The sequence below is a fragment of the Ruegeria sp. AU67 genome (genome assembly GCF_900312795.1).
GTDB classification, from domain to species: domain Bacteria; phylum Pseudomonadota; class Alphaproteobacteria; order Rhodobacterales; family Rhodobacteraceae; genus Ruegeria; species Ruegeria atlantica.
In genome coordinates this window covers 202,877-225,698 of the sequence record NZ_OMPH01000030.1, presented here as the reverse complement: position 1 = coordinate 225,698, position 22,822 = coordinate 202,877, and the positions used below count along the sequence as shown (strand labels likewise).

Here is a 22,822-nt window from a genome sequence, read left to right as displayed (position 1 = left end):
GACGAATTCTGCGCCCGAAGGGATATATCCATGCACGCCTATCGCAGCCACACCTGCGCCGCACTGACCGCCGCCAATGTCGGTGAAACCGTCCGCCTGTCCGGTTGGGTGCATCGGGTACGAGATCACGGCGGCGTGCTGTTCATCGATCTGCGCGATCATTTCGGCGTGACACAGGTTCTGTGTGATGGTGACAGTGCAGCTTTTGCCGAGCTGGAGAAAGTACGTTCGGAATGGTGTATCCGCATCGACGGCACCGTCAAAGCACGTGACCCGGAACTGGTGAATGCCAAGCTTCCCACTGGCGAGATTGAGGTTTACGTTCGTGAACTGGAAGTGCTGGGCGCGGCTGACGAGCTGCCGCTAATGGTGTTCGGAGATCAGGAATACCCCGAGGAAACGCGTCTGCGCTACCGTTACTTGGACCTGCGCCGCGAGGCGATGCAGCAGAACATGACCCTGCGTTCGGACGTTGTCGCCTCGATGCGCAAGCGCATGTGGGATCAGGGCTTCCGAGAATATCAGACACCGATTATCACCGCATCGTCGCCTGAAGGCGCGCGTGACTTCCTTGTGCCGTCGCGTTTGCACCCGGGCAAGTTCTACGCGCTGCCGCAGGCCCCACAGCAGTTCAAACAGCTGATCATGGTGTCGGGCTTCGACAAGTATTTTCAGATCGCGCCCTGCTTCCGTGACGAAGACCCGCGGGCCGACCGCTCGCCCACCGACTTCTACCAGCTTGACCTTGAGATGTCATTTGTCGAACAGCAGGACGTGTTCGACACGATCCAGCCGGTTCTAACCGGTGTGTTCGAAGAGTTCGGCGGAGGGCGTAAGGTCGATCAGGAATGGCCGCAGATTTCCTACAAGGATGCTGCATTGTGGTACGGTTCCGACAAGCCGGACCTGCGCAACCCTATTAAAATGCAAGTGGTCTCCGACCACTTCCGCGGGTCTGGTTTCGCGATTTTCGCGAAGCTGCTGGAGCAGGAAGGCACCGAAATCCGCGCCATCCCCGCGCCGACCGGTGGTAGCCGTAAGTTCTGCGACCGCATGAACGCCTTTGCTCAGAAAGAGGGTCTGCCCGGCATGGGTTACATCTTCTGGCGCGATCAGGGCGAAGGGATGGAGGCCGCCGGTCCGCTGGCCAAAAACATCGGTCCCGAACGCACCGAGGCCATCCGTCAGCAACTGGATCTGGGTGTCGGCGATGCGGCATTCTTCCTGGGTGGCAAGCCGAAAGCCTTTGAAAAGGTCGCTGGTAAAGCGCGTGATGTGATTGGTGAGGAACTGAACCTGACCGAGAAGGACCGCTTTGCCTTTGCCTGGATCGTGGACTTCCCGATCTACGAGCAGGACGAAGAATCCGGTGCCATCGACTTTGAACACAACCCGTTCTCGATGCCGCAGGGTGGGATGGAAGCGCTGCTGGGGGACCCCTTGGACGTGCGTGGCTATCAGTACGACCTCGCCTGTAACGGATATGAACTGGTTTCGGGTGCGATCCGAAACCACAAGCCCGAGATCATGCTGAAGGCCTTTGAGCTGGCAGGCTATGGCGAGGATGAAGTCAAAAGCCGCTTTGGTGCGCTGTTCAACGCCTTCCATTATGGTGCCCCGCCGCACGGTGGCTGCGCCGCTGGTATCGACCGTATCGTGATGCTGTTGGCCGATGAAGCCAACATCCGCGAGGTCATGATGTTCCCCATGAACCAACGTGCCGAGGACCTGATGATGGATGCGCCATCCGATCCGACTTCGGATCAGATGATGGAGCTGGGCCTGCGGATCATCCCTCAGGACTGATAATAACAAAACCCGCTGCTTACCCTGCAGCGGGTTTTCTCATGGCTTGCGCTTGTGCAAAGGTCATGGCAATGGACCGGTATTCATAGCTTGGTCACAGGTCTGCATAGCCCGTTTGTTGGCGACCTATTCCCATGGGACCCTAAATGACTTCCGGCTGGAGCGAATATCACGGGCGGTAGCGCGGGTTTGCCAGTAGACCCAAAGGCACAGGATCGTTGCGGTTATGAAGTAAGCGATCATCATCTCAAATCGCCTCACGCTGTTCCAAACGGGTCTGCACAATCCCGGCGACCTGAGCGGCCACGGCCGTTATTGGGGTCCCGTCTGCCCGGGACTCGGCAAGCCGCTGGGCCGCTTCGGCCAAAACCGTATCCTCGGCATCGCGGGCAACCCCGCGCAGAAACTGTGCCGCGTAATCCAGCGTGCGCTGATCATTCGGACCAGCCAGAATGTCGGCGATATGGGCCATGTCATCCTGATAGGCCAACGGATCGGCGTTAATGATTTCATCCCGGACGGCATGCAGGCTGCTGGGGCGGCGATCTTCGGGCAAACGTTCCAGGACGGACCTCTGAAAATAGGCCAGCGATTTGAGGGGTTTCGCCAGAAACCCGTCGGCACCGGCCCGCATTGCGGTGCGTTTCATGTGGTCATCCCCGGACATGCCAAGAATGGCCCCAATACGAGGCGCAGCCTCAGACAGATCGGCGATCAGATCCGCGCCGGACCCGTCCGGCAGACCCATGTCCACGATGATGACAGAGGGGCGGTAGATCTGCAGGTGACGCCGTGCCGATTGCAGGCAATCCGCCCGCCTGATGCGCGCGCCGCTGTGCAGGCACATCAAGCGGATGGCGTCGCAGGCATAGCGGCTGTCTTCCACAACCAGAATAGTTTGTCCCAGCAGGGGCCGCGTGGCCGTCGGCTGCGCGGGAGAGGCGAAGGGGCTCGAATCGTCCATGGCGGAACTCCTAATCAGCAGATACCTCACGCTAGGAACTTCTGGCTAACAGGGCGTTAACGGCAATTTGGCGCACTTGTTCTTTGTTCAATCTGCCCCCATAACCGCTGCAACGCAGAATAGAGGAGAGTTCCATGATTGGTCGACTGAACCACGTAGCCATTGCCGTACCCGATCTTGAGGCCGCCTCTGAGCAGTACCGCAACGCGCTGGGCGCGAAAGTCGGCGCGCCACAGGATGAGCCGGATCACGGCGTCACAGTTGTGTTCATCGAACTGCCCAATACCAAGATCGAACTGCTCTATCCGTTGGGCGATGACAGCCCGATCAACGGGTTTCTGGAAAAGAACCCCGCTGGCGGCATCCACCATGTCTGCTATGAGGTCGAGGATATCATCGCTGCCCGCGATCACCTGAAGGAAACCGGCGCACGCGTGCTGGGTTCGGGTGAGCCCAAGATCGGTGCGCATGGTAAACCAGTGCTGTTCCTGCACCCCAAAGATTTTAACGGCTGCCTGGTCGAGCTGGAACAGGTGTAACCTAACCCCGGAGGGGATGAGATGTCGATTACTGGTGCGGCCGTTCTGTTCGCCGTGATCTGGTTCATGACCTTGCTGGTGGTGCTGCCAATCCGCATCAAGACGCAGGGCGATCTGGGTGATATCGTTCCGGGCACCCACGCGGGCGCACCGGAAGAGCATCACCTGAAGAAAAAGATGTGGATCACCACCGGTATCACGGTGGTGCTCTGGGCCATTATAGCAGGCATCATCCTGTCCGGCGTGATTTCTGTGCGTGATTTCGACTGGCTGAACCAGCTGGAGCCGCGCGGCTGATCTTTAAGCCATAGGCCCTGATAGCTTGTGGTAGATATGGGTGAACGTTGCGACGCCAAGGATTGGGATCACAAGGTTCACCAGGGGCACGGATAGCGGGATCGCCATCAAAATGCCTGCCATCCAGATGGTCGTTGCGTGTTTGGCGCGCAGCTTACGTGCACCTTCCCGACCCAACCTGCGCATGGCAGCCAACGTAAAGTATTCCCGTCCCAACAAGAAACCGTTCATGCCCCAGAAGATGAAGGGGGCGAGCGGAGTAAAGATCGCATAGAGGATCAGGGCCAGCAGATTGGCAACGACCAAAACTCCCATGAAGCTCAGCCCGTCGCGCAGGCTTTCGCTGAACGGAATGCCGGGCACAGCAGGCAAAGATGGGTAATGCTTGTCTTCGACCGCTTGCGCCACGTCTTCCAGAAACATCGACGTAATCGCCGAGGCCACCGGGACCATCAGAAATATTGGCAGGATCAGGACGACAAAGATGCCGGAATAGTTCAGCACGTCGTTCAGCCACGGCACGGCACCGATAAAGGGCAGAGAGATTTCGTTCCCCGACAGCCGGTTGATCAGCCAGATCGCCAAAGCACAGGCGGCGATCAACAAAACGATCGTCAGACCAACGCCGCGCAACAGGACAGCCCGGAACTTTGGGTCGCCGATCTGTCCCAGCGCCGCAAAAAAGGCGTTGAGAATGGTCATTCCGAAACCCACTGCGTCAACCCATCCACGTCGGGGCGGGGTCTTTCGGGCGGTGCTTTGCCCTCGGTCGCGATATGGACCAGACCCGCGACGCGTTCGTTTTCTTGCAGCCCGAACGCTTTTTGGCAAAAGTCGCGGTCGTGGGTCTGCCAACCGGACAGCCAGTTTGCGCCCCAACCCGCAGCAAGTGCCGCGTTCAGCAAAGCCAGGCACACTGCGCCAGCGGAATAGGTCTGTTCGATTGCAGGGATTTTCGCGGAGGGTTTTTGAACCTCGATCACGGCGACCGCCAGATGGCCCATGTCGAACTGATTGCGGACCTTGGCTATGTCCTCAGCGGATTTACCCAGCGCCGAGCCACATTCTTCGGTCAATTGCGCAAGGCGCGGCATGGCACTATTCTCAAGCACGATAAAACGCCAGGGTTCCAGCTTGCCATGATCCGGGCTGCGTGCAGCGGCGGTCAGCAGGGGTGACAGCTGGTCCCGCGTGGGCGCGGGTTCAATCAGCGTTTTTGCAGGGCGCGACCGGCGCGATTGCAGAAACTCCAGAGCGGCCGGATTCTTCAAGGACATATGTTAACTTCCTTTACATAGGCGGTTGTGTATGTGGTTGAACATCTGGCGGGTTTCAAGGGCAAGTGGCTGGATGCAGGAGATCAATTTCACTCCCTGAGCGTTCGTGCAAGGGTGTTCAAGAAGAAGAAAGGGAAGATGGCCAAACCAAAGCTGCGAAATGTACCGGATCCGGGCGCGCGCGCCGTACCCGATGAAGGGATCGAGGTCCGGGTCACGCCGAAAGCTGCGAAGGATGGGATTTTGACCGATCAGGGAAACATTCGCATCTTCGTCACCGCGCCGCCCGAAAACGGCAAGGCAAACGAGGCGGCGCGTAACATATTGGCCGTGGCCATGGGGGTGGCACCGTCTACTCTGATTCTCAGGCGGGGGCAGGCGTCGCGCGACAAGGTATTTGTCTATTTACCCTGATCCGGTGTTTCCCGGATTTGGTACACGCCTTCCGGCAAATCTAAAGCCGCCGCCAGATCGCGCACCTGTTCAGGGGATAACGTGATCCTCTGAATCTGATCCGTGCGCGGGTCCAATTGTTCAAGCGTCACACATTCGGCGAAGCTGTTGATGACGACATCCTCTTGCAAAGGCTTTGGGCCTTCGTCCACCAGAGTAATGACTGTCGAGTCGAATTCATGCTCAATCGAAAACATGAAAGCAGAGTGCAGGTCAGCCGAATGCAATGCAACCCGTAGCTTACCAATCGGGCTGTGGTGATTGGCGCGGCTCCGCGCTATGGTCGTGAAAAAGGGCCAACCGTTTCAAAGGATTATGAATGTATCGTCTGATCTGTTTGTTTCTTCCTCTTTTTCTGGCGGCCTGTAGTGCTGGCGAGATGCGGCTGCAGCCTGCGACCCAATGGTCGGGGACCTTGGGCGAGTATCAGGTAGAGGCGGCTGCGGTTCGGGATGTCAGCCGCTCTATCGGCAAGGAAGCCCGGGCTGAGTGTCTGAAGCGGGCCAAAGTCAAAAATTGTGATTTCACGGTTCTTGTTGATCTCAATCCACAAGCGGAAGCGAATGCGTTTCAGACCTTGGATGACAGGGGCCAGCCGGTGATCATAATGACCCGATCCATGATTCAGTCGGCGCAAAATCCAGATGAGCTGGCATTTGTACTCGGGCACGAGACCGCTCATCATCTGCTGCGTCACATTCCGCGCCAGGCCGAAAACGCACAGGAAAGCGCAGTCATATTCAACAATCTGGGCAAGCTCTTTGGAGAAGAGGGAGAAGACCTGGAGCGCACACAGAAAATTGGGGCGGAAGTTGGTGTGCAATTGAATGTTAAGGCCTTCGAGCTTGAGGCTGACCAGTTGGGCACAATCATTACCCACAATGCCGGATATAACCCGTTGATCGGTGCAAAGTACTTTGAGCGCATCCCGGACCCGGAGGACAGTTTTCTCGCGTCACATCCGCCGAATGCGCAACGTGTGCAGATGGTCCAGAACACGGCCCGAAAACTTGGGCTGACGCAATGACCCAAATAGCAAGGCTGGGCGTAATCCTGACGGATCGTGGATCAAAGTACGCGGTGTCGGGAGCTGCGGTGCAAACGCGCGAGGACGTGGATGCCGTTTTGCAAGACCTCAAGTCCGACAAAGCCTATGCCAAGGCGACGCACAATACCTGGGCGACGATCTTGCCGACAGGGGCTCTCAAGGCCGACGACGGCGAAAGCGGTGCCGGAATGGTCATCCTGCGCATGCTCGAAAGGGCCGGACTGGAGGGCCACATCATCATTGTCACCCGCTGGTACGGGGGTAAAAAGCTGGGCGGTGACCGCTTTCGCAGGGTGCAGGATGCCACCCGCGCCTATCTGGACCATATTGGCGCCGGGTCTTGACCTGAGTCAAATGCCTGTTCGGGCCGCTGCGCTATCCTGTCAGAACTGTGCGACAGGGAGACAGCGCAATGCTTGGCAAAAATACTCTGAAACGACATGCGGAACTGGTCGACCAGATGGCAACCCACGTCGGGGTCGATCTGGAAGATGCGGCCATAGGCGGTGATGTCTCGATTGACCAGATCTCTGATGCGGTCCTGAGATGCAGTGATTGTTCGAACCCAGATCATTGTGCGCAATTTCTGGCACAATCTGCCCAAGGCCAGAAAACCCCGGAATATTGCAGGAACACGTCACTGTTTGACCGCCTCACTTCGCTGTCGGAAAGCAAGCGCGACGGTTAAGAAAAATCATGCCGCGCCATTGCTGTGTTTGACGGCGCTTTGTGCAAACAAAAGGCAGACATGCCAATGACTCGAGATACTCTGGGCGACGTGGAGAAACACTTTTGGCTAACCCGGTCGGTGGCCAGATGTATGGATGTTTCGTTGACCGAAGCGATGGCCGAGGGGCGGTTGACCACCAATGGTTATGCGGAGATCGTGACGCGCTGTCGTGCCTCTGGGTGTAGCGACCAATGCGAATTGTGGCTTTCGAAGCAACAGTTCAAAACCAATTCGGCTCCTGAATTCTGCGCGAATGCAGAACCGCTGAACGCTTTGAAGGCTTAGTCAGCGCTTGGAATGCGAACCGTCGCACAGCGGTGGATTGGCTGTTTGTTTGCAGCCGCAAAAGAACACCTTCTTGCTGGTTTCGGCAGTAAACTTCACCGGTTCAAACTGGGTTCCCTTGTGTGAACCATCGCAGAAGGGCTGACGCCCTGACTTGCCACAGGCACACCAGAAATAGGTTTTCCCTTCGGTCACTTCGACCGGGTAGGGGGCTTTTTGGGCAGGTTTCGGCTGATCTGACATGTGGCTGCTCCGCTTTTGGCTAATGTCGTGAAACAACTATAAGCCCTTCGCGCGAGGCGTGTAGAGCGCTTTTTTTCTTTATACAGCAGCATGGTTTTGCCGCTCTCACAAATCCGTGATTGATTTTGTTGCAATAATTTCAACGAGGTCGTATTTTGAGACTGGCCCCAGAAAAAAGGGCAATATGAGAAAATTTTTAGAGGAATGACGGACATGAAACTTAAATTTGCTGCCGTTAGCGCAATTGCCCTGGTTCTGGCTGCATGCTCGCAGCAGGAAGAGCCGACGCCGGTTTACATCACACCTGAGTACGACAAGTTCGGCACACCGAGCTGCCCGGCTGGAACCGAGCTTGCCACGACCGAAGCGGGACAGACCATCTGTAACCCGGTCGCTCAGTAAGAATTCTGCGGGCGGTCTTGTTTTGACCGCCCGCTTACTCAACGCAGCCGACCGCCCTTGTTGGGCGGTTTTTTTGTGCCCGCTTTATGCCGACGCGGACTCGGATCAGAATGCGTCGAAAATTGGCAATCATCACCTCACCAGCCGTCAATATCCGTATCCAAATGACTTGCGGTGATAGTGTTGACGCTTTGACCCGTACCGTGGCGCATAAAGGAAGCGATAGGATTTCTTTTTTAGCTTTTGCTGAACGTAGGGCGCGTTCTTAGGAACCGGTTTCGGGTGGTAGACTTTGGGTGTGTAGACTTTCGGAGAGTAATAGTGCCGGTGAATGCGGATATTATTGCGGTTATGAGCATTCTGCGAATTTGACCCAACAACAATTTGGCCGCTCGCTCCAACGGTGATGCTGCCTGCGGTAGCCGGGAAGGCAAAAAGTTGGGACGCAAGTATCGCGGCCATGCAATTGAAAGAGATTGCACGAAAGTATGCCATGAAAACCCTCCTTCTAGCGAGTTGAGGTTTTCATTCATGGTCCGGGAAAATCCCGTCTCAAGCCAATAAACTTAAATCACGCTCTGCCTATCGAGGGTGAACGGCACATTAGGCTTAGGTGCGTGTGCCCCATAAATCGTATTCGCCGGCCTCATCGATCTCGACCGACACGATGTCACCAGGCTTCAGGTCATCAAAACCCTCATCGATGAACAGATTCCCGTCGATCTCGGGCGCGTCTGCTTTGGTGCGGCACGTGGCGGCTTCGTCATCAATCTCGTCCACGATCACGTCGATGGTCTGGCCAACCTTCGCGGCCAGCTTAGCCTCGGAGATGGCCTGCGCTTTTTCCATGAAGCGGTCCCAACGCTCTTGCTTTACCTCGTCTGGTACGTGATCCGGCAGTTCGTTTGATCGCGCGCCATCGACGTTTTCGTATTGGAAGCAGCCAACACGATCCAGTTGCGCCTCGTCCATCCAATCCAGAAGGGTCTGGAACTCGGCCTCGGTCTCGCCCGGATAACCGACGATAAAGGTCGACCGCAGCGTGATGTCCGGGCAGGTTGCGCGCCACGCCGCGATCTCGTCCAAAGTCTTGGCTGCCGCTGCCGGGCGCGCCATACGTTTCAGAACGTCCGGATGGGCATGCTGGAACGGAATATCCAGATAGGGCAGGATGTTGGATCCGGTGTCTGCCATCAGGGGGATCAACTCGCGAACATACGGGTAGGGGTAGACATAGTGGAGCCGAACCCAGGCATCCAACTGCCCCAGCTCACGCGCCAGATCGGTGATGTGGCTGCGCACCTCGCGATCCTTCCACGGGTTCACGTCGTATTTCCGATCCAACCCATAGGCGGATGTATCCTGCGAGATCACCAACAATTCACGCACGCCGTTGTCGACCAGTTTTTCGGCTTCGCGCAGTACAGCATGTGCCGGACGGCTGGCGAGTTTCCCACGCATGTCGGGGATGATGCAGAACTTGCATTTGTGGTTACAGCCCTCGGAAATCTTGAGATAGCTGTAATGGCGTGGTGTCAGTTGCACACTTGCGGCGGGCAGCAGGTCCACAAACGGGTCAGGATCGGGCGGCACGGCCGCATGCACCGCATCCAGCACCTGCTCGTATTGGTGCGGGCCGGTAACAGCCATGATGCGTGGGTGATGTTCGCGGATGTAATCCGGTTCCGCACCCAGACAGCCGGTCACGATGACTTTGCCATTCTCCACCAGAGCCTCACCAATTGCGTCTAGCGACTCGGCCTTGGCACTGTCGAGAAACCCGCAGGTATTCACGATCACGGCATCCGCGCCTGAATAGTCGGGCGAGATGCCGTATCCTTCGGCACGAAGGCGGGTCAGAATGCGCTCACTGTCGACCAGAGCCTTGGGGCAGCCCAAGGATACCATGCCAATTGTTGGCTGGTTCGAACGTGGCGTCTCGGGCATCCGGGCGGCGGGCGCCAGGTCGGGGCGGAGGTTTGGCGGGTTCGTTGTCATTGCGCGGCATATAGTGGGGAACGCTTCCCCTTGCAAATGCGGCGCGGGCTTTGGATGATCTTTTTAACGCATGAAAAAGGCGGAGAGCAGAATATGAAGTGGCTGTTGCGCATAGTTTTCCTGTTGGTGGCGGTTTTTGGCTTGGTCATCGGGGCCTTGCTGCTGATGCCCGGCGACAAGTTGGCCACCATATTGGCCGAGCAGGTCCGCACCCAAACCGGGCGTGACCTGAAGCTTACGGGCGATGTGAACCTGTCTTTCTGGCCCGTGCTGGGGCTGGAAACCGGTCCGGTGACTTTTGGAAATGCACAATGGGCCGGTCCTGAACCAATGCTAAGCGCCGAAAGCCTGGCCGTGGGGGTTGATGCTACCGCGCTGATCTCCGGGGACCTGCGCATCAAACGGGTGATCGCCGATAATCCGGCTCTGCGTTTGGAACTTTCGGATGGGCGTGGGAATTGGGAACTTTCGGCACCCGCAAACACAGCCTCGGCGGGGGCCGCAAGTGGCGCGGTACCGCAAGGGCAGCAGGGCGAGGTGACGCTGGATCATCTGAAGCTGACGAACGCGCGCTTGGTCTACATCGAAAATGGCGCTACTAAGTTCGATTTTGCCAATGTCAATCTGACGGCCAGTTGGCCGAACGTTTCAGCGCCTCTGCAGGTTCAGGCTCAGATGGCGGTGCCCGGGGGGGCGGTCGATGTCGACCTCAAGATTCAAGATCTGCCAGCTTACGCGTCCGGCGCGGTAACGCCGCTGGATTTGACCATGACCGCGCCCGGAGGAGAGTTCGGTTTTGCAGGCCGGGTCAATTTGGCTGGTGAAATGGATGGCAGATTGCTGGCCAAAACGACGAACACTGAACGTATGCTGGCTGCTTTTGGTCAGGCCGGTGTTGGGGTGCCATTGGGACTGGGGCGCGAGGCCGATGTGGCTGGGCAGATGACCTATACCAGCGATGGTCGGATTTCGCTGCGCAACTTGGTGGCGTTGCTGGATAATAATCGCCTGACTGGTGAGGCAGATATCGTTATCTCGGACCCGCCGCAGATTACCGCACGGCTGGAAGGCGGTGACCTAGATCTTACTCAATTCAATGATACGCTTGGTGGCGCTGGCGGAGGGTCGGCGCCGTCGCCTGACCAAGGGTGGTCGACCACCCCGATTGATGCGTCTGCGCTGGCCTTGGCGAATGGCAAAATCCGCCTCAAAGCCAATTCCATTGCCGTACCGGGACTGACGCTGGGACCCAGCGATCTGACGCTTAACCTTGATCGATCCAGAGCGGTTCTTCAGATGAACCCTGCCACATTGTTTTCAGGGCATCTGAACGGGCAAGTGGTTGCCAACAACCGGAACGGTTTGTCGGTCGGCGGCAAACTGACCGCGGATGGCATGGACGTACAGCAAGCTCTGTCCGCCCTTGGCGAGATCGAGCGGTTGTCCGGCACCGGATCAGGGTCGTTTGAGTTTCTGGGAGTTGGGCAGACCGAAGATCAGATTATGCGCTCACTCAGCGGGAAGGGTCGTGTGGACGTGGGCAGGGGCGTGATCTCGGGGTTTGATCTGGACCGCCTGATGGGCCGCAGCGGGGGCGAGCGCGGCACAACCGTGTTCAACAGCTTGTCTGCCAGCTTCACCATGGATCAAGGGGTGTTGTGGAACAACGACCTGTTGATGTCGCTGGATAACTTCCGGGCCGACGGTTCCGGTCGGGTCGGAATCGGCAACCGCGATATCGACTATCTTTTCACACCTGTGGCGCTGCGCGCGAATTCGGGTAACGGCATCGCGGTGCCAGTGAAAATCGTCGGACCATGGAGCAACCCGTCGATTAAGCCGGATCTGACCAAAGCCATCGAAGCTGTCGCCGAAGGAAAGACCAAGGAGCTTGAAGATGAGGCCAAGCAGAAAGTCTTGGACAAGGTCGGGGACGAGTTGAATACGACGATCACGGACAGTGATCAGATCGAAGACGCGATCAAGAACAAACTGGAAGACGAAGTGAACAAGGGGCTGCTTAAGCTGTTTGGCGGTAACTAAAGCGCGCCAATACGCAAAGGCTTCGGGGCAGAAGGCGCCCCGAAACGCAGTAGCGCTTAGATGGTCTGATCGTAGTCGCCCACGCCTGGTTCCGTGCGAATGACCGCGTCGATATCGGCGAAGATTGCGCGCATTTCATCCTCGCTCTGGCTGCTTTCGCAGACCACAACAAGGTTCGGAGTGTTCGAGGACGCGCGAACCAGACCCCAACTGCCATTGTCCAGAATGACACGAGCGCCATTGACAGTGACGACCTCTTTGATCGCGCGACCGGCAAAGCTGTCTCCGGCATTTGCTTTTGCAACCAGCTGGTCGACTAACCGCTGAAGAATGTCATACTTCTCAGTATCGGCAGCATAAGGCGACATGGTCGGGGTAGACCAGGTTTTTGGCAGCGCCTTGCGCAGGTCCGACATGCTTTGCTCAGGATTGCGATCCATCAGCTTGCAGATCTCAACGGCGACGCGCATCCCGCAGTCGTAGCCGCGCCCGATAGGTTCAGCCAGAAAGTAGTGACCAGACTTCTCAAAGCCGGCCAGTGCGTTGATCTCTTTGACCCGACGCTTCATGTGGCTGTGGCCGGTTTTCCAATAATCTGCTTTAACACCAAGGGCCTGCAGTTCGGGGTCGCTGGCAAACAGACCAGTGGATTTCACATCTGCCACAAAGGTCGAGTTCGGATAAAGTTTCGCCAGATCGCGCGCCATAATCACACCGACCTTATCGGCGAAGATTTCTTCTCCCTCATCATCCACAACACCGCAGCGATCGCCGTCGCCGTCAAAACCCAAAGCCAAATCGGCACCGCTGGCTTTCACAGAGGCGGACATGTCGTGCAACATCTCCATAGCCTCGGGGTTGGGGTTATAGTGGGGGAAAGTATAGTCCAATTGGGTGTGACTGGGCACCATTTCGACGCCAATGCGCTCGAAAATCTCAGGCGCAAAGGCCGAAGCCGTTCCGTTTCCAGTTGCGCATACGACTTTCAGGGGACGGGACATTTTGAAATCACCGACCAGATCGTCGATGTATGCCTCTTTCACGCCCTCGACGAATTCGTAGGACCCACCGTCGTGGGTGGCGCCTTCGCCGTTCAAGACAATGTCACGCAATTCCGACATCTCATCAGGGCCGTGGGTCAGCGGGCGGTCAAAGCCCATCTTCACCCCGGTCCAGCCGTTCGGGTTGTGGCTGGCTGTGACCATGGCCACGGCCGGCACATTCAGATGGAATTGCGCGAAATAGGCCATAGGGCTAAGCGCGGGGCCAATATCTTTGACCTGAATACCCGCCTGCATCAGGCCCAGGATCAGCGCATTCTTGATCGCCAGCGAGTAGTCGCGATAGTCGTTGCCCACCGCGATCACCGGTTCGATCCCACGATTGCGCATCTGTGTGCCCAGACCCAAGCCAAGCGCGGTCATGCCGGGCAGGTTGATCTCTTCAGGGTATTTCCAACGTGCGTCATATTCGCGAAAGCCGGTGGGCTTGATCATCGGATCGCGTAGAAAACTCCAGGTGTTCGGGGTCACCTCAGGGATGGGTTTCGTCATGCTATTGCTCTTACTCAAATCTGTATAGGATTGGCTTTGGCCAATGCATCAAAGCGCATCAAAGTGTCAATCAATTGAGGCATTTGGTCCAGATAGATCATGTTAGGCCCGTCTGACGGAGACTTGTCCGGGTCTTCGTGTGTTTCAATAAACACAGCACCCACGCCGATGGCGGCAGCTGCGCGCGCCATCACCGGAGCAAATTCACGCTGACCGCCGGTCGAACCTCCAAGCCCTGCAGGCTGCTGAACCGAGTGGGTTGCGTCCATCACAACCGGATAGCCCGTCGCCGCCATCTGCGGGAGCGAGCGCATATCTGTCACCAAGGTGTTGTACCCAAACGAGGTGCCACGTTCTGTCAGCAGAATTTTCGAGTTACCAACACTCTCGATCTTGGCGACAATGTTCGCCATATCCCATGGCGCCAGAAATTGCCCTTTTTTGACATTGATCGCTGCGCCTGTTTGGGCTGCGGCCAACACCAAGTCGGTTTGACGGCACAATAACGCGGGAATCTGCAAAACATCACAAACATTGGCGGCGTCTGAGCATTGCTCTGGCGTATGTACGTCAGTCAGGACAGGCACCCCAATTTGTTTTTTCACACCTTCCAGAATGTCCAGTCCTTTAGCAATTCCGGGCCCACGGACACCTGAAATTGATGTGCGGTTCGCCTTGTCATACGAGGCCTTAAAAACATACTGCGCACCGGCGGCATCACAGGCTTCTTTCATTTTGCCTGCTATCATCTGCGCATGATCCGCGCTTTCAAGCTGGCAGGGGCCAGCAATGATCGTCAGAGGCAGATCATTGCCGACCGTGAGATCGGAGATTTTTACATGTTTCATGTGTCTTACGAGGATACCTGTTCACGAAGGACCGACGCGGTAAGCGAGATCAACAGGTAGATACCAGCAAACAACAGAAAAGCCAAAATCGTATTTTCGAACTTGCGCGGATAGGTGGGTTCCTGACTTGGCACCGGCCTCACGGACACTGTCAGATAACGCACTTTGCGGTTTGCTTCAGTCCGTGTGGTTTCCATTTGCTGCATGGCTGTCTGCAGTATCATATCCCTGGCAACAAGATCGGCCTGTGCCATCTGAATTCGTACACTGAGCCGGGCAAGCGAGTTTTCGCCTGCAGACACATCCAGCATTTCCGCGTTAAGTTCTGCCAACACAGCTTCAAATCGCGCGATGTCCGCACGCGCACCATCCACCTTGGCCTGGTTCGGACGACGATTGTCCAGCAATGCGGCCAGTTGCAGTTCTTTGTCCTGAATCTGCGTTTCCATGGCGTCGATGCGGCCACGCAAGCTGGCGATGACATTCTGAGGGTCCAGCAGCGCGCCTTGAATCTGAAGTTCGATCAGATCTTCCTGCGCTCTCCTGCGCTCCTTCTGTGCCATTTCAAAACCATCCAGCGCGTCGCGCATCTGGTCCTCGCGCTTGAGTTCTGTGAGCCCGTTTATGGTTTCTTCGGCGTAGGACAGAAGACGGTCAGAGATGGCCACCGAAATCTGCGGATCAGGTGCCGCAACTTCCATTCGGATAATGCCATCGCTCGGGTCGTATCCGATGGTGATCATGCGCCGGAAAACCTTGTAGGCCTCTTCCAGCGTGGCGTCCGGCGAAAGCCGTTGAATAGGGTCGATCCAGTCTTGCTGGAAAATCTCTGCGAAGCCCATGTCACGTTCAAGCCTCAGCAGCGCATCCTTCGACTCAAGAAATTCCTGAGTAGCGACAGAATCCTGTGCGGTGGCGAATTGTGTGCCCGCCAAAAGCCCGCCAAAAGCTGCACCGCCCCCGTCCGCCTGCAGGATCGAGAAGGCCGAGTCGCTGGCATACATGGGCGTCGCCACACGGTAGAAATAGAACCCGACAATAAAGGTGGGCAGGAAGACAAAAACCGTCAGGCGGGCAAACAGGGCAAGCAGTTTGCGACGGCGACGGCGGGCGATGTCTTTCTGTATCTCGCCAATTTCAAGCTCGCGTCGTTGCGCAGGAGACATCTCGGGCCCGGGCAGGGTCCTTCCACCTTCGCTGACCGTTTGCGGCAAATGAATCGTGACCTTGTCCTTGGCCTGATCCTCGGTCTGCGTCGTTTCACCCGCCATCCCCAGTAGATTGGCGCGATGAAACGGATCGATGCCATTTTGGCGCAGCAAACGCACAGCATCATAGTCCGAGGTCGCCTCCAGCCCGTTCTTTTGCGCCAGTCTGCGTGCTATCCGCAATTGGCGCCCGGTCAGCCCCTCGCGTTTGATGGCGTCAATCTCGGTATTGGACTCCGAGTCATTGGCCGCAGCGGGTGGCCGCGTCGCCATGCGAATGCGCGAAATGGCGTCAGCGCGGTCTTCTTCCGTTCCCGCATTGCGGCGTTTGCGGCGCCAGTTGTAGATGCTAGCCTTGGGTTTGGTAGTCATATAGCTGCTTTGCCTCTTCCAAGGTGTCGAACATATAAAGCTGGCCATCCATCAAAACGGCAGCCTCTTGCGCAAATTTCTCCAGCACGGCCGGGCTGTGTGACACGATCACCAATGTTGTCGTGCGTAGTTTTTCCCGAAGGATGTCGCCGGCCTTCCTGTTGAAATCCACATCCGTCGACGCTGGCATTCCTTCGTCAATCAGATACATGTCGAAATCCAGAGCCAACATCAACGCAAACGTAAAGCGCCCCTTCATACCGCTGGAGTAAGTGGCCAGTGGTTGGTTAAAATACTCCCCCAATCCGCATAGCCATTTGCAGTAGGCTTCGACGTAATCGGGGTCCATCCCGTAGATGTTGGCGACGTAGCGCGCGTTTTCCAGGGCGGACAGTTTGTTTGCGACACCTCCGGTGAAACCCATAGGAAAAGACACTCGGCAGGACTTTCGAATTACGCCTTCATCGGGCTTTTCCAGGCCGGCCATCATATTGATCAAGGTAGTCTTGCCGGTTCCGTTAGGTGCAAGAATGCCAATCGAACGGCCCAATTGAACCCGAAACGAGACACTGTCCAGGATCACCTTGCGGCGTGTCCCGGTCCAGAAGGACTTACTGACATTTTCAAACTCAAGCATTGAGGGCCTGCTGCTTGCACCATTTTAAAAGTACCGGATGTGCCGGTAATCGGGTTGTTATCCTACGTTTTATGTGGGCCATATTATGTCGAGTTTTGGTGGCAATGATCAATGCACCGGCACGTGTGCTGTTGGTAATGTGACTTTTCCATCGGTTGGACCCACGCATTGCGTTGACTATCTTTCAGGGTGACCGTCAACCAATTTGATGCAGGAAACCTTGCCATCTGATGAATTCGCTACAGAAAGAAATCTCGGCCTGCCGTATTTGCGCGGAAAGATTTGCTGCGACAGAGACCGCGCATCAGCCGCGCCCAGTGGTCTGGTTTCAGCCGGGAACGCCGATTTTGGTTGCCGGTCAGGCCCCTGGCGCACGGGTGCATGAGTCGGGCCGACCGTTCACCGATCCGTCCGGAGATCGCTTACGGGACTGGCTTGGGGTGGATGAAGCTGTGTTCTACGATCGGTCACAGGTTTCGATCGTGCCTATGGCTTTTTGTTTTCCGGGTTATGATGCGCGCAAGGCGGATTTGCCGCCCCCCCCTGTCTGCGGCAAAACCTGGCATAACAAAGTCATGCAAACGCTGGGGGAAATACCCCTGACTATTTTGGTGGGTGGGCACGCTCATAAATACCACCTGCGTGCGCGCAGCTCGGTGACGGAAACGGTTCGCAACTGGCGGGACCATGCGCCGCGCGTCTTTGCCTTGCCTCATCCCTCGTGGCGGAATACGGCATGGATGAAGAAAAACCCGTGGTTCCAGACCGACCTTCTGCCGGTTCTGCGTGCACGGGTGCAAGAGGTTCTGAATGACTGAAACCACGGCTCTGGACACTACCTACGCCGCAATGACTGCCGCCCCACAAGATGATGCAGCGCGATTGAGGTTCTTCGAACGGCTTGCCGACAGCGAACTGTTTCTGATGCTGACGGAAGAGGCGAAGGGCGAAAACATCTCACCCGAGTTGTTCGACGTCGCCGATGGGCGCTTTGTGCTGGCCTTTGACCGAGAGGATCGGTTGGCGCAGTTTGCCGAACGCCCTGTCCCTTATGTGGCGCTTTCGGGCCGGGTGTTGTCCTCCATGCTCGCGGGGCAGGGGATTGGGCTGGGCCTCAACCTCGAAGTTGCGCCGTCCTCTATGCTGATCCCGTCCGAGGCGCTGGGCTGGCTGGCGGAAACTCTGCAGCATGAGCCAGAGGAGGTTCAGCAACGGTTGGCAGAGTTCTTGCCCCCTGCGGGCCTGCCCGACGATCTGTTGACCGCGCTGGACGCAAAACTTGCCACCGCAGTTGGGCTGGCGGAAGCTGCATATTTGGTGGGAACGAAGTCCGAAGGCGGTGGTTCCGGTCACCTGCTTGGGTTCATTGGTGCGGTAGAAGGGGCAGAGCCCGCACTGGCCAAGGCCGCGTCCGAGGCGTTGACGTTTTCCGGGATTGAGGCCGGGGCAATGGATGTCGGGTTCTTCGGTGCACACGATCAGGCTGCTGCCTCATTGGCGCGGATCGGTTTGCGGTTTGATCTGCCACAGCCAGAGGCGCGTGTTGTCGCGCAGACGGCACCCGGCAGTAACCCGGATAAACCGCCTATTCTGAAGTAGGAAAAAAGCCCCGCGCACGACTGATCTGCGGGGCTTTTTGTGATTATTCCGCAGCTGCTTCCAGTTTGTCCTGGGTGCGGGTTTCGAAATCGCTGGCCTCGTGACGTTCGTGCAGCTGGGTATGTGGCTCACCGAACGGGCGGTTGACCATGCGGCCCCGATGAACGGCAGGGCGCGCGTCGATCGCCTTGGCCCACCGCATGACGTTCTTGTAAGATTCCACGTCCAGGAACTCGGCGGCGCTGTAAAGGCGACCCAGAACCAGCTGGCCATACCATGGCCAGATCGCCATATCCGCGATGGTGTAATCCTCGCCTGCGATATACGTCTTGTCGGCCAGTTCGCGATCCAGAACGTCCAGCTGGCGCTTAGTCTCCATCGTAAAGCGGTCAATTGGGTATTCGAACTTTTCCGGCGCATAGGCGTAGAAATGGCCAAACCCACCGCCCAGATAGGGTGCACTGCCCATCTGCCAGAAGACCCAGTTCATGACTTCCGTACGTTCCGGTCCGGACGCGGGCAAAAACGCGCCAAACTTTTCGGCCAGATGAAACAGGATCGAAGCGCTTTCGAACACGCGTGTCGGCTTGTCGCCCGAGCGATCCCAAAGAGCGGGGATTTTAGAATTTGGGTTGGCCCCGACAAAGCCCGAGCTGAACTGATCGCCTTCGCCGATATTGACCAGCCAGGCGTTGTATTCGGCACCTTCGTGACCCAGCGCCAGCAGTTCCTCCAGCATCACGGTCACTTTCACGCCGTTCGGCGTGGCCAGTGAATATAGCTGCAGTGGGTGCCGTCCAATCGGCAGATCCTTGTCGTGGGTGGCGCCAGCGATTGGGCGATTGATGTTGGCAAATTGGCCGCCATTCTGGCTGTCCCATGTCCAGACCTTTGGGGGCGTATAGGTCGGTTGCTCGCTCATTTCTTGCCTTTCTTCGCAAAGTGCAGGTGAATTGTCCGTCCATCACAACAGCTAATGTTGCAAAGCACCAAGTCCAACCCCCCAGAGCGCAGCGTTTTTGTAACAATCCTCACCTGACATCTCACGAATTCTCATTCAACGTCACAGCGACGCGAGGCGGGCTTCGCAAGCGATCTGAATTGCCTATTGTATGTTCAGACCCGCAAGTTCGGGCAAATCAACAACCCCGAGGACAAAAGGACTTACCACCATGAAACGTTTTGCCCTAACTGTAGCTGCGGCTCTGACCCTTGCCGCTCCGGCCTTTGCTGGTGACCAGTATATTGACGGCACCGGGTTCGCCGTATCCGGCTACGATGTCGTCGCCTACCGCGGTCTGGATCAGGTTGCGGTTGGTCAATCTCAGCCCGCACCTGTACGCGGCCGTGCAGATATCACCGCGGAATACAATGGTGCCACCTGGGCATTCTCGTCTGAAGAGAACCGCGATAAATTTCAAGAGAACCCAGCCTTCTACGCACCGCAATATGACGGACATTGCGCATACGGTGTGTCGAAGGGCGGCAAAGTCCCTGCGAACCCGAACCTTTGGCGCATCGTCGATGACAGGCTTTATTTGAACATCACCGATGTCGTTGTCGGTTTCTGGGAAGAAGACGTGCCCGGCAATATCAACCTCGCCGAAGGCAACTGGCCGGGGATCGAACCCGATGCCGCATCCTCCAGCGTGATCCCGAAATTCACGTCGGAAGGCCCGATTTCAAACTAAGTGGCCACTCACCAAGCCAAAGCCCGGCGCATTTAAGCCGGGCTTTTTCGTCAATGCGCAAACGAGAATTCGTCCCGCATCTGCTGATCGGCATCGAACCGAATGCGAACGCTTTTGGCCCCAGGGAACGTACGCGCAGTAATCGCTTCGGGAACAACAACCTCCCCGCCGCCAGAGTCGTTGGACTGGAAATTCAGTACCTCGGTTTCCGTCTGGCGTGAGCTCGCCAAAACCGACGTTGGCAATGCCACGCGGTTTGCACCTTCATAGACCGGCGTTGAGACAAAGAATGTCAAATGGCGGCCAAAGAACCCGACTGCATCGGGCACATGGTCCGACTTGCACATCAGCTCGGGATCCGGTGTTTCAACCTCGTCCGATCGGTCCGGCAACGCGTTGTTCAGCAGGGCACGGCACGCGTTGATGTCGGTTGGTTCCAATGTGATAATACGACGGCGCAGTTTCGGGCGGCGAGGTTTTCCCGCCCCGACACCCTTTCCCGCCAGTCCTTCTTTTCGCAAAAAATCATATGCTTCCTTGGCGCGGGTAAATCCGGAACTGTCGCCCTCGGCCTGGTCTGGATGACCATGGAACGCAATGTTCCGCCAGGCGCTTCTGATGTCGTCCGAACTGGCCTTTTGACCCAACCCCAAAGCATGCAGTGCTTCTGTGCGGGCATTGATCTTTTCAACAGTTTCCATAACCCAATTTACTCATTACAAAACAAAAAAACGTCACTGCCTTAGTTTGAGTAAGGCGGTGAACTTGTCAAATCTCACGCAAAATTGAAGTGCTTACGGGAACAATTGCAGCGCGTCGCGGCAATTGTTCTTAGTTTCTTTCCTCGCAGTGGGATGATGTCTTTTGGGCCGACCCGGTTAGGCCACGTTTTGCAGATCAGCCTTCGGCGTTATGCCAAGGGCAAAACACACATCACGCGTCAATTCCGGCCGGTTCAGCGTGTAGAAATGCAGTTTGTCCACGCCCCCGTCGATCAGGTCCGAGCACAGCTCGGTACACAATGCCGTAGCCAGCAAATCCTCACGATCGTCCCGCACGGCCTTTTCAAACGCCTGCTCGACCCATTGGGGAATGCGCGTGCCACATCGTTTAGCGAAATTGCGTGCACCTTTCCAGTTCTCGATCGGCAGGATGCCGGGCACGATAGGCTTGTCGATGCCCGCTTTTTCGCAGGCATCACGGAACCGGAAAAACGTCTCGGCCTCAAAAAAGAACTGGGTCAGGGCCTCATCTGCGCCTGCATCCAGTTTGGCTTTGAGCCAATCAATATCGGTGCGGGCGTTTTGTGCCTCGGGGTGAATGTCGGGGTAGGCGCCGACGCGAATGTTGAACATCTCGGTCTCAGCCAGGGCCGAAATCAGTTCAACCGAATTTGCAAAACCTTCGGGGTGTGGCTCAAAACGATCCTGACCGCTTGGCGGATCACCGCGCAGGGCTACGATATCCTGTACGCCCGCCCGCGCGAAGGTATCCGCGATTTCCAGCGTTTCCTGCCGCGAGGCATCGACACATGTCAAGTGCGCGGCAACTGGTAAGCCTGACGATTTGTGAAGTGTCGCCACCGCATCGCGTGTCAGTTCCCGCGTTGTGCCACCCGCACCATAGGTGACCGAGACAAAGCGTGGCTCTAACGGGGCCAGAGTCTGGACCGTGTCCCAAAGACGAAACGAGGCTTCGAGCGTCTTGGGCGGAAAGAACTCGAATGAAATTTCTGGCTTGGTCATCTCGGCCTCATTTGATTGGTGCAGGGACCTTGTGCCAGTTCGGGCAATGTGAGACAAACTCATATTATTCAAGAACAACATGAGTATCACTGCAATGCACATTGAATTCCGCCACCTGCGTACGATCAAGGCGATCCACGAATGCGGTGGGCTTGCCCGTGCGGCGGATCAACTGAACATCACCCAATCCGCGCTGAGCCATCAGATCAAAGGGTTAGAGGATCAGGCGGGGGTTGAATTGTTCCTACGCCGGTCCAAGCCGATGAAACTGTCGGCGGCCGGGCTGCGCCTGTTGCGTCTGGCCGAACAGATATTGCCGCAAATCCAAGCCGCACAACAGGAATTCTCGTCGCTTCGGGATGGACGCACGGGGCGGATGCATATCGCGATCGAATGTCACGCGTGTTTCGAATGGCTGTTTCCAGTTCTTGAATCTTTCCGGAAATCATGGGGTGATGTGGACGTTGATATCCGCCCAGGTTTGGCATTCGACGCCCTGCCAGCACTGCAAAAAGAAGAGGTGGATCTGGTTGTCTCGTCCGACCCCGAGGACCTGCCGGGCATCGAGTTCATTGAACTGTTTGACTATGATGCCGTCTTTGTCGCTGCATCATCCCACCCGTTGGCGCAGAAAGAGTTCGTCGAGGCCGAGGATTTCCGTGGGCAAACCCTGATTACCTATCCGGTCGAGCGCACCCGGCTGGATGTGTTCAGCCAGTTGCTGATACCCGCGCGGGTCGAGCCGGCCGCAATCCGGCAGGTCGAATTGACTGCAGTGATCCTTTTGCTCGTCGCGTCGAACCGCGGTATTTCGGTGCTGCCCGACTGGGTTGTGCGCGAAGTGAAGTACAATTCCGACTACGTCACTCGCCCCCTGACCAAGGGCGGCATCACCCGCAGGCTTTACGCGGCAGTGCGCAGCGAGGACCTAGAAAAACCTTTCGTACAAGAGCTGATCAAGCTGGCCGAAACCGAGGCGCGCAAGCTGCAAGAGCAATAGGCAAAAAACGCGGGTCTGCTATGCGCATCATTCCTCTTGGCAAGGGCGCTTTGCATCAGTATACGCGCGGTTTGACCGGACAGG

28 protein-coding genes are annotated in these 22,822 nt (G+C 56.9%); 14 read left to right on the top strand and 14 right to left on the bottom strand.

Annotated elements, in window-relative coordinates:
- Positions 1-30: 30 nt before the first annotated feature.
- Positions 31-1,806 (top strand): aspartate--tRNA ligase, encoded by a 1,776-nt coding sequence (gene aspS / locus DK510_RS17940; protein ID WP_109313242.1) that lies wholly within the window; start codon positions 31-33, stop codon positions 1,804-1,806.
- A 247-nt stretch (positions 1,807-2,053) separates the two neighbouring features.
- On the opposite strand, the gene DK510_RS17935 is transcribed toward aspS, so the two are convergent.
- Entirely contained in the window at positions 2,054-2,770 is a 717-nt protein-coding gene (locus DK510_RS17935; protein WP_109313241.1) for a response regulator, read from the bottom strand.
- Positions 2,771-2,904: 134 nt separating this feature from the next.
- Between DK510_RS17935 and mce the strand changes: the two genes are divergently transcribed.
- Together mce and DK510_RS17925 are read left to right on the top strand one after the other, a co-directional pair.
- Positions 2,905-3,309 (top strand): methylmalonyl-CoA epimerase, encoded by a 405-nt coding sequence (mce, locus tag DK510_RS17930; RefSeq protein ID WP_109313240.1) that lies wholly within the window; start codon positions 2,905-2,907, stop codon positions 3,307-3,309.
- A gap of 21 nt (positions 3,310-3,330) precedes the next feature.
- Positions 3,331-3,606, top strand: a complete 276-nt coding sequence (locus tag DK510_RS17925) for a DUF1467 family protein (RefSeq protein ID WP_058275562.1) — start codon at positions 3,331-3,333, stop codon at positions 3,604-3,606.
- A gap of 3 nt (positions 3,607-3,609) precedes the next feature.
- On the opposite strand, the gene DK510_RS17920 is transcribed toward DK510_RS17925, so the two are convergent.
- Entirely contained in the window at positions 3,610-4,308 is a 699-nt protein-coding gene (locus tag DK510_RS17920; RefSeq protein WP_109313239.1) for an EI24 domain-containing protein, read from the bottom strand.
- Complete coding sequence (locus DK510_RS17915) at positions 4,305-4,883, bottom strand: nitroreductase family protein (protein WP_109313238.1); 579 nt, start codon at positions 4,881-4,883, stop codon at positions 4,305-4,307. The genes DK510_RS17920 and DK510_RS17915 overlap by 4 nt, the downstream gene beginning before the upstream one ends.
- A gap of 138 nt (positions 4,884-5,021) precedes the next feature.
- On the opposite strand from DK510_RS17915, the gene DK510_RS17910 reads away from it, so the two are divergent.
- Positions 5,022-5,297: a DUF167 domain-containing protein gene (locus DK510_RS17910; RefSeq protein ID WP_109313354.1), complete on the top strand. Its 276-nt coding sequence runs from the start codon at positions 5,022-5,024 to the stop codon at positions 5,295-5,297.
- Here DK510_RS17910 and DK510_RS17905 read toward each other — a convergent pair.
- Positions 5,285-5,533 carry a hypothetical protein gene (locus DK510_RS17905; RefSeq protein WP_058275565.1) on the bottom strand — a complete coding sequence of 83 codons (249 nt, stop codon included), beginning with the start codon at positions 5,531-5,533 and terminating at the stop codon, positions 5,285-5,287. The two genes, DK510_RS17910 and DK510_RS17905, sit on opposite strands and share 13 nt — an antisense overlap.
- A 122-nt stretch (positions 5,534-5,655) precedes the next feature.
- Here DK510_RS17905 and DK510_RS17900 point away from each other — a divergent pair, with 122 nt between their 5' ends.
- The 4 genes from DK510_RS17900 (at position 5,656) to DK510_RS23370 (ending at position 7,399) form a co-directional block, all read left to right on the top strand.
- On the top strand, positions 5,656-6,363 hold the full coding sequence (locus DK510_RS17900) for a M48 family metallopeptidase (RefSeq protein WP_109313237.1): 708 nt from the start codon (positions 5,656-5,658) through the stop codon (positions 6,361-6,363).
- A complete protein-coding gene (locus DK510_RS17895; RefSeq protein ID WP_109313236.1) occupies positions 6,360-6,728 on the top strand; it encodes a YigZ family protein in 369 nt (122 codons plus the stop codon). The genes DK510_RS17900 and DK510_RS17895 overlap by 4 nt, the downstream gene beginning before the upstream one ends.
- 68 nt (positions 6,729-6,796) lie before the next feature.
- Positions 6,797-7,072, top strand: a complete 276-nt coding sequence (locus DK510_RS17890) for a DUF6455 family protein (protein WP_109313235.1) — start codon at positions 6,797-6,799, stop codon at positions 7,070-7,072.
- A 60-nt stretch (positions 7,073-7,132) separates the two neighbouring features.
- Positions 7,133-7,399, top strand: a complete 267-nt coding sequence (locus DK510_RS23370; RefSeq protein ID WP_370246448.1) for a DUF6455 family protein — start codon at positions 7,133-7,135, stop codon at positions 7,397-7,399.
- On the opposite strand, the gene DK510_RS17880 is transcribed toward DK510_RS23370, so the two are convergent.
- Positions 7,400-7,642, bottom strand: coding sequence for a CDGSH iron-sulfur domain-containing protein (locus DK510_RS17880; RefSeq protein WP_109313233.1), 243 nt, complete (start codon positions 7,640-7,642; stop codon positions 7,400-7,402).
- Positions 7,643-7,855: 213 nt separating this feature from the next.
- On the opposite strand from DK510_RS17880, the gene DK510_RS17875 reads away from it, so the two are divergent.
- Positions 7,856-8,044 carry a hypothetical protein gene (locus DK510_RS17875; protein ID WP_058275732.1) on the top strand — a complete coding sequence of 63 codons (189 nt, stop codon included), beginning with the start codon at positions 7,856-7,858 and terminating at the stop codon, positions 8,042-8,044.
- Positions 8,045-8,191: 147 nt separating this feature from the next.
- On the opposite strand, the gene DK510_RS17870 is transcribed toward DK510_RS17875, so the two are convergent.
- Complete coding sequence (locus DK510_RS17870; protein ID WP_109313232.1) at positions 8,192-8,539, bottom strand: hypothetical protein; 348 nt, start codon at positions 8,537-8,539, stop codon at positions 8,192-8,194.
- Positions 8,540-8,653: 114 nt separating this feature from the next.
- Positions 8,654-10,042, bottom strand: coding sequence for a 30S ribosomal protein S12 methylthiotransferase RimO (gene rimO / locus DK510_RS17865; protein WP_109313231.1), 1,389 nt, complete (start codon positions 10,040-10,042; stop codon positions 8,654-8,656).
- 93 nt (positions 10,043-10,135) lie between these two features.
- Between rimO and DK510_RS17860 the strand changes: the two genes are divergently transcribed.
- Positions 10,136-12,085, top strand: a complete 1,950-nt coding sequence (locus DK510_RS17860) for an AsmA family protein (RefSeq protein WP_109313353.1) — start codon at positions 10,136-10,138, stop codon at positions 12,083-12,085.
- Between the two features lie 56 nt (positions 12,086-12,141).
- Here the strand turns inward: DK510_RS17860 and DK510_RS17855 are convergent, their stop codons facing one another.
- From DK510_RS17855 to DK510_RS17840, 4 genes are read right to left on the bottom strand one after another with little or no spacing between them, the layout of a single operon-like run.
- Complete coding sequence (locus DK510_RS17855) at positions 12,142-13,638, bottom strand: phosphomannomutase/phosphoglucomutase (RefSeq protein ID WP_109313230.1); 1,497 nt, start codon at positions 13,636-13,638, stop codon at positions 12,142-12,144.
- Between the two features lie 14 nt (positions 13,639-13,652).
- Positions 13,653-14,486: a 3-deoxy-8-phosphooctulonate synthase gene (gene kdsA, locus DK510_RS17850; protein WP_109313229.1), complete on the bottom strand. Its 834-nt coding sequence runs from the start codon at positions 14,484-14,486 to the stop codon at positions 13,653-13,655.
- 5 nt (positions 14,487-14,491) lie between these two features.
- Positions 14,492-16,066 (bottom strand): capsule biosynthesis protein, encoded by a 1,575-nt coding sequence (locus tag DK510_RS17845; RefSeq protein ID WP_109313228.1) that lies wholly within the window; start codon positions 16,064-16,066, stop codon positions 14,492-14,494.
- Positions 16,044-16,703, bottom strand: coding sequence for an ABC transporter ATP-binding protein (locus tag DK510_RS17840; protein ID WP_109313227.1), 660 nt, complete (start codon positions 16,701-16,703; stop codon positions 16,044-16,046). Before DK510_RS17840 ends, DK510_RS17845 begins: the two co-directional genes overlap by 23 nt.
- 230 nt (positions 16,704-16,933) lie before the next feature.
- Between DK510_RS17840 and DK510_RS17835 the strand changes: the two genes are divergently transcribed.
- Positions 16,934-17,521 carry a uracil-DNA glycosylase family protein gene (locus DK510_RS17835; protein WP_109313226.1) on the top strand — a complete coding sequence of 196 codons (588 nt, stop codon included), beginning with the start codon at positions 16,934-16,936 and terminating at the stop codon, positions 17,519-17,521.
- The gene (locus tag DK510_RS17830) at positions 17,514-18,302 is read left to right on the top strand and encodes an SseB family protein (RefSeq protein ID WP_109313225.1); all 789 of its coding nucleotides are present in this window, start codon (positions 17,514-17,516) and stop codon (positions 18,300-18,302) included. The genes DK510_RS17835 and DK510_RS17830 overlap by 8 nt, the downstream gene beginning before the upstream one ends.
- Before the next feature lie 43 nt (positions 18,303-18,345).
- Here the strand turns inward: DK510_RS17830 and yghU are convergent, their stop codons facing one another.
- Positions 18,346-19,224 carry a glutathione-dependent disulfide-bond oxidoreductase gene (gene yghU, locus DK510_RS17825; protein ID WP_109313224.1) on the bottom strand — a complete coding sequence of 293 codons (879 nt, stop codon included), beginning with the start codon at positions 19,222-19,224 and terminating at the stop codon, positions 18,346-18,348.
- Positions 19,225-19,474: 250 nt separating this feature from the next.
- Here yghU and DK510_RS17820 point away from each other — a divergent pair, with 250 nt between their 5' ends.
- A complete protein-coding gene (locus DK510_RS17820) occupies positions 19,475-19,993 on the top strand; it encodes a YHS domain-containing (seleno)protein (RefSeq protein ID WP_109313223.1) in 519 nt (172 codons plus the stop codon).
- Between the two features lie 50 nt (positions 19,994-20,043).
- Here the strand turns inward: DK510_RS17820 and DK510_RS17815 are convergent, their stop codons facing one another.
- A complete protein-coding gene (locus DK510_RS17815; RefSeq protein WP_109313222.1) occupies positions 20,044-20,694 on the bottom strand; it encodes a DnaJ domain-containing protein in 651 nt (216 codons plus the stop codon).
- 177 nt (positions 20,695-20,871) lie between these two features.
- Positions 20,872-21,738 carry a methylenetetrahydrofolate reductase [NAD(P)H] gene (gene metF, locus DK510_RS17810; RefSeq protein ID WP_109313221.1) on the bottom strand — a complete coding sequence of 289 codons (867 nt, stop codon included), beginning with the start codon at positions 21,736-21,738 and terminating at the stop codon, positions 20,872-20,874.
- A 94-nt stretch (positions 21,739-21,832) separates the two neighbouring features.
- Here metF and DK510_RS17805 point away from each other — a divergent pair, with 94 nt between their 5' ends.
- Positions 21,833-22,738 carry a LysR family transcriptional regulator gene (locus tag DK510_RS17805; protein ID WP_109313352.1) on the top strand — a complete coding sequence of 302 codons (906 nt, stop codon included), beginning with the start codon at positions 21,833-21,835 and terminating at the stop codon, positions 22,736-22,738.
- Positions 22,739-22,822: the final 84 nt, after the last annotated feature.

Excerpts from the sequence above, each read along its gene's own strand:
- DK510_RS17915 (WP_109313238.1), bottom strand. The coding sequence starts at position 4,883 with ATGTCCTTGAAGAATCCGGCCGCTCTGGAGTTTCTGCAATCGCGCCGG.
- DK510_RS17820 (WP_109313223.1), top strand. The coding sequence starts at position 19,475 with ATGAAACGTTTTGCCCTAACTGTAGCTGCGGCTCTGACCCTTGCCGCT.
- DK510_RS17900 (WP_109313237.1), top strand. The coding sequence starts at position 5,656 with ATGTATCGTCTGATCTGTTTGTTTCTTCCTCTTTTTCTGGCGGCCTGT.
- DK510_RS17920 (WP_109313239.1), bottom strand. The coding sequence starts at position 4,308 with ATGACCATTCTCAACGCCTTTTTTGCGGCGCTGGGACAGATCGGCGAC.
- DK510_RS17905 (WP_058275565.1), bottom strand. The coding sequence starts at position 5,533 with ATGTTTTCGATTGAGCATGAATTCGACTCGACAGTCATTACTCTGGTG.
- rimO (WP_109313231.1), bottom strand. The coding sequence starts at position 10,042 with ATGACAACGAACCCGCCAAACCTCCGCCCCGACCTGGCGCCCGCCGCC.
- yghU (WP_109313224.1), bottom strand. The coding sequence starts at position 19,224 with ATGAGCGAGCAACCGACCTATACGCCCCCAAAGGTCTGGACATGGGAC.
- DK510_RS17845 (WP_109313228.1), bottom strand. The coding sequence starts at position 16,066 with ATGACTACCAAACCCAAGGCTAGCATCTACAACTGGCGCCGCAAACGC.
- DK510_RS17855 (WP_109313230.1), bottom strand. The coding sequence starts at position 13,638 with ATGACGAAACCCATCCCTGAGGTGACCCCGAACACCTGGAGTTTTCTA.
- kdsA (WP_109313229.1), bottom strand. The coding sequence starts at position 14,486 with ATGAAACATGTAAAAATCTCCGATCTCACGGTCGGCAATGATCTGCCT.
- DK510_RS17880 (WP_109313233.1), bottom strand. The coding sequence starts at position 7,642 with ATGTCAGATCAGCCGAAACCTGCCCAAAAAGCCCCCTACCCGGTCGAA.
- DK510_RS17925 (WP_058275562.1), top strand. The coding sequence starts at position 3,331 with ATGTCGATTACTGGTGCGGCCGTTCTGTTCGCCGTGATCTGGTTCATG.
- mce (WP_109313240.1), top strand. The coding sequence starts at position 2,905 with ATGATTGGTCGACTGAACCACGTAGCCATTGCCGTACCCGATCTTGAG.
- aspS (WP_109313242.1), top strand. The coding sequence starts at position 31 with ATGCACGCCTATCGCAGCCACACCTGCGCCGCACTGACCGCCGCCAAT.
- DK510_RS17830 (WP_109313225.1), top strand. The coding sequence starts at position 17,514 with ATGACTGAAACCACGGCTCTGGACACTACCTACGCCGCAATGACTGCC.
- DK510_RS23370 (WP_370246448.1), top strand. The coding sequence starts at position 7,133 with ATGCCAATGACTCGAGATACTCTGGGCGACGTGGAGAAACACTTTTGG.
- DK510_RS17870 (WP_109313232.1), bottom strand. The coding sequence starts at position 8,539 with ATGGCATACTTTCGTGCAATCTCTTTCAATTGCATGGCCGCGATACTT.
- DK510_RS17935 (WP_109313241.1), bottom strand. The coding sequence starts at position 2,770 with ATGGACGATTCGAGCCCCTTCGCCTCTCCCGCGCAGCCGACGGCCACG.
- DK510_RS17835 (WP_109313226.1), top strand. The coding sequence starts at position 16,934 with ATGAATTCGCTACAGAAAGAAATCTCGGCCTGCCGTATTTGCGCGGAA.
- DK510_RS17840 (WP_109313227.1), bottom strand. The coding sequence starts at position 16,703 with ATGCTTGAGTTTGAAAATGTCAGTAAGTCCTTCTGGACCGGGACACGC.
- DK510_RS17890 (WP_109313235.1), top strand. The coding sequence starts at position 6,797 with ATGCTTGGCAAAAATACTCTGAAACGACATGCGGAACTGGTCGACCAG.
- DK510_RS17805 (WP_109313352.1), top strand. The coding sequence starts at position 21,833 with ATGCACATTGAATTCCGCCACCTGCGTACGATCAAGGCGATCCACGAA.
- metF (WP_109313221.1), bottom strand. The coding sequence starts at position 21,738 with ATGACCAAGCCAGAAATTTCATTCGAGTTCTTTCCGCCCAAGACGCTC.
- DK510_RS17875 (WP_058275732.1), top strand. The coding sequence starts at position 7,856 with ATGAAACTTAAATTTGCTGCCGTTAGCGCAATTGCCCTGGTTCTGGCT.
- DK510_RS17910 (WP_109313354.1), top strand. The coding sequence starts at position 5,022 with ATGGCCAAACCAAAGCTGCGAAATGTACCGGATCCGGGCGCGCGCGCC.
- DK510_RS17860 (WP_109313353.1), top strand. The coding sequence starts at position 10,136 with ATGAAGTGGCTGTTGCGCATAGTTTTCCTGTTGGTGGCGGTTTTTGGC.
- DK510_RS17815 (WP_109313222.1), bottom strand. The coding sequence starts at position 20,694 with ATGGAAACTGTTGAAAAGATCAATGCCCGCACAGAAGCACTGCATGCT.
- DK510_RS17895 (WP_109313236.1), top strand. The coding sequence starts at position 6,360 with ATGACCCAAATAGCAAGGCTGGGCGTAATCCTGACGGATCGTGGATCA.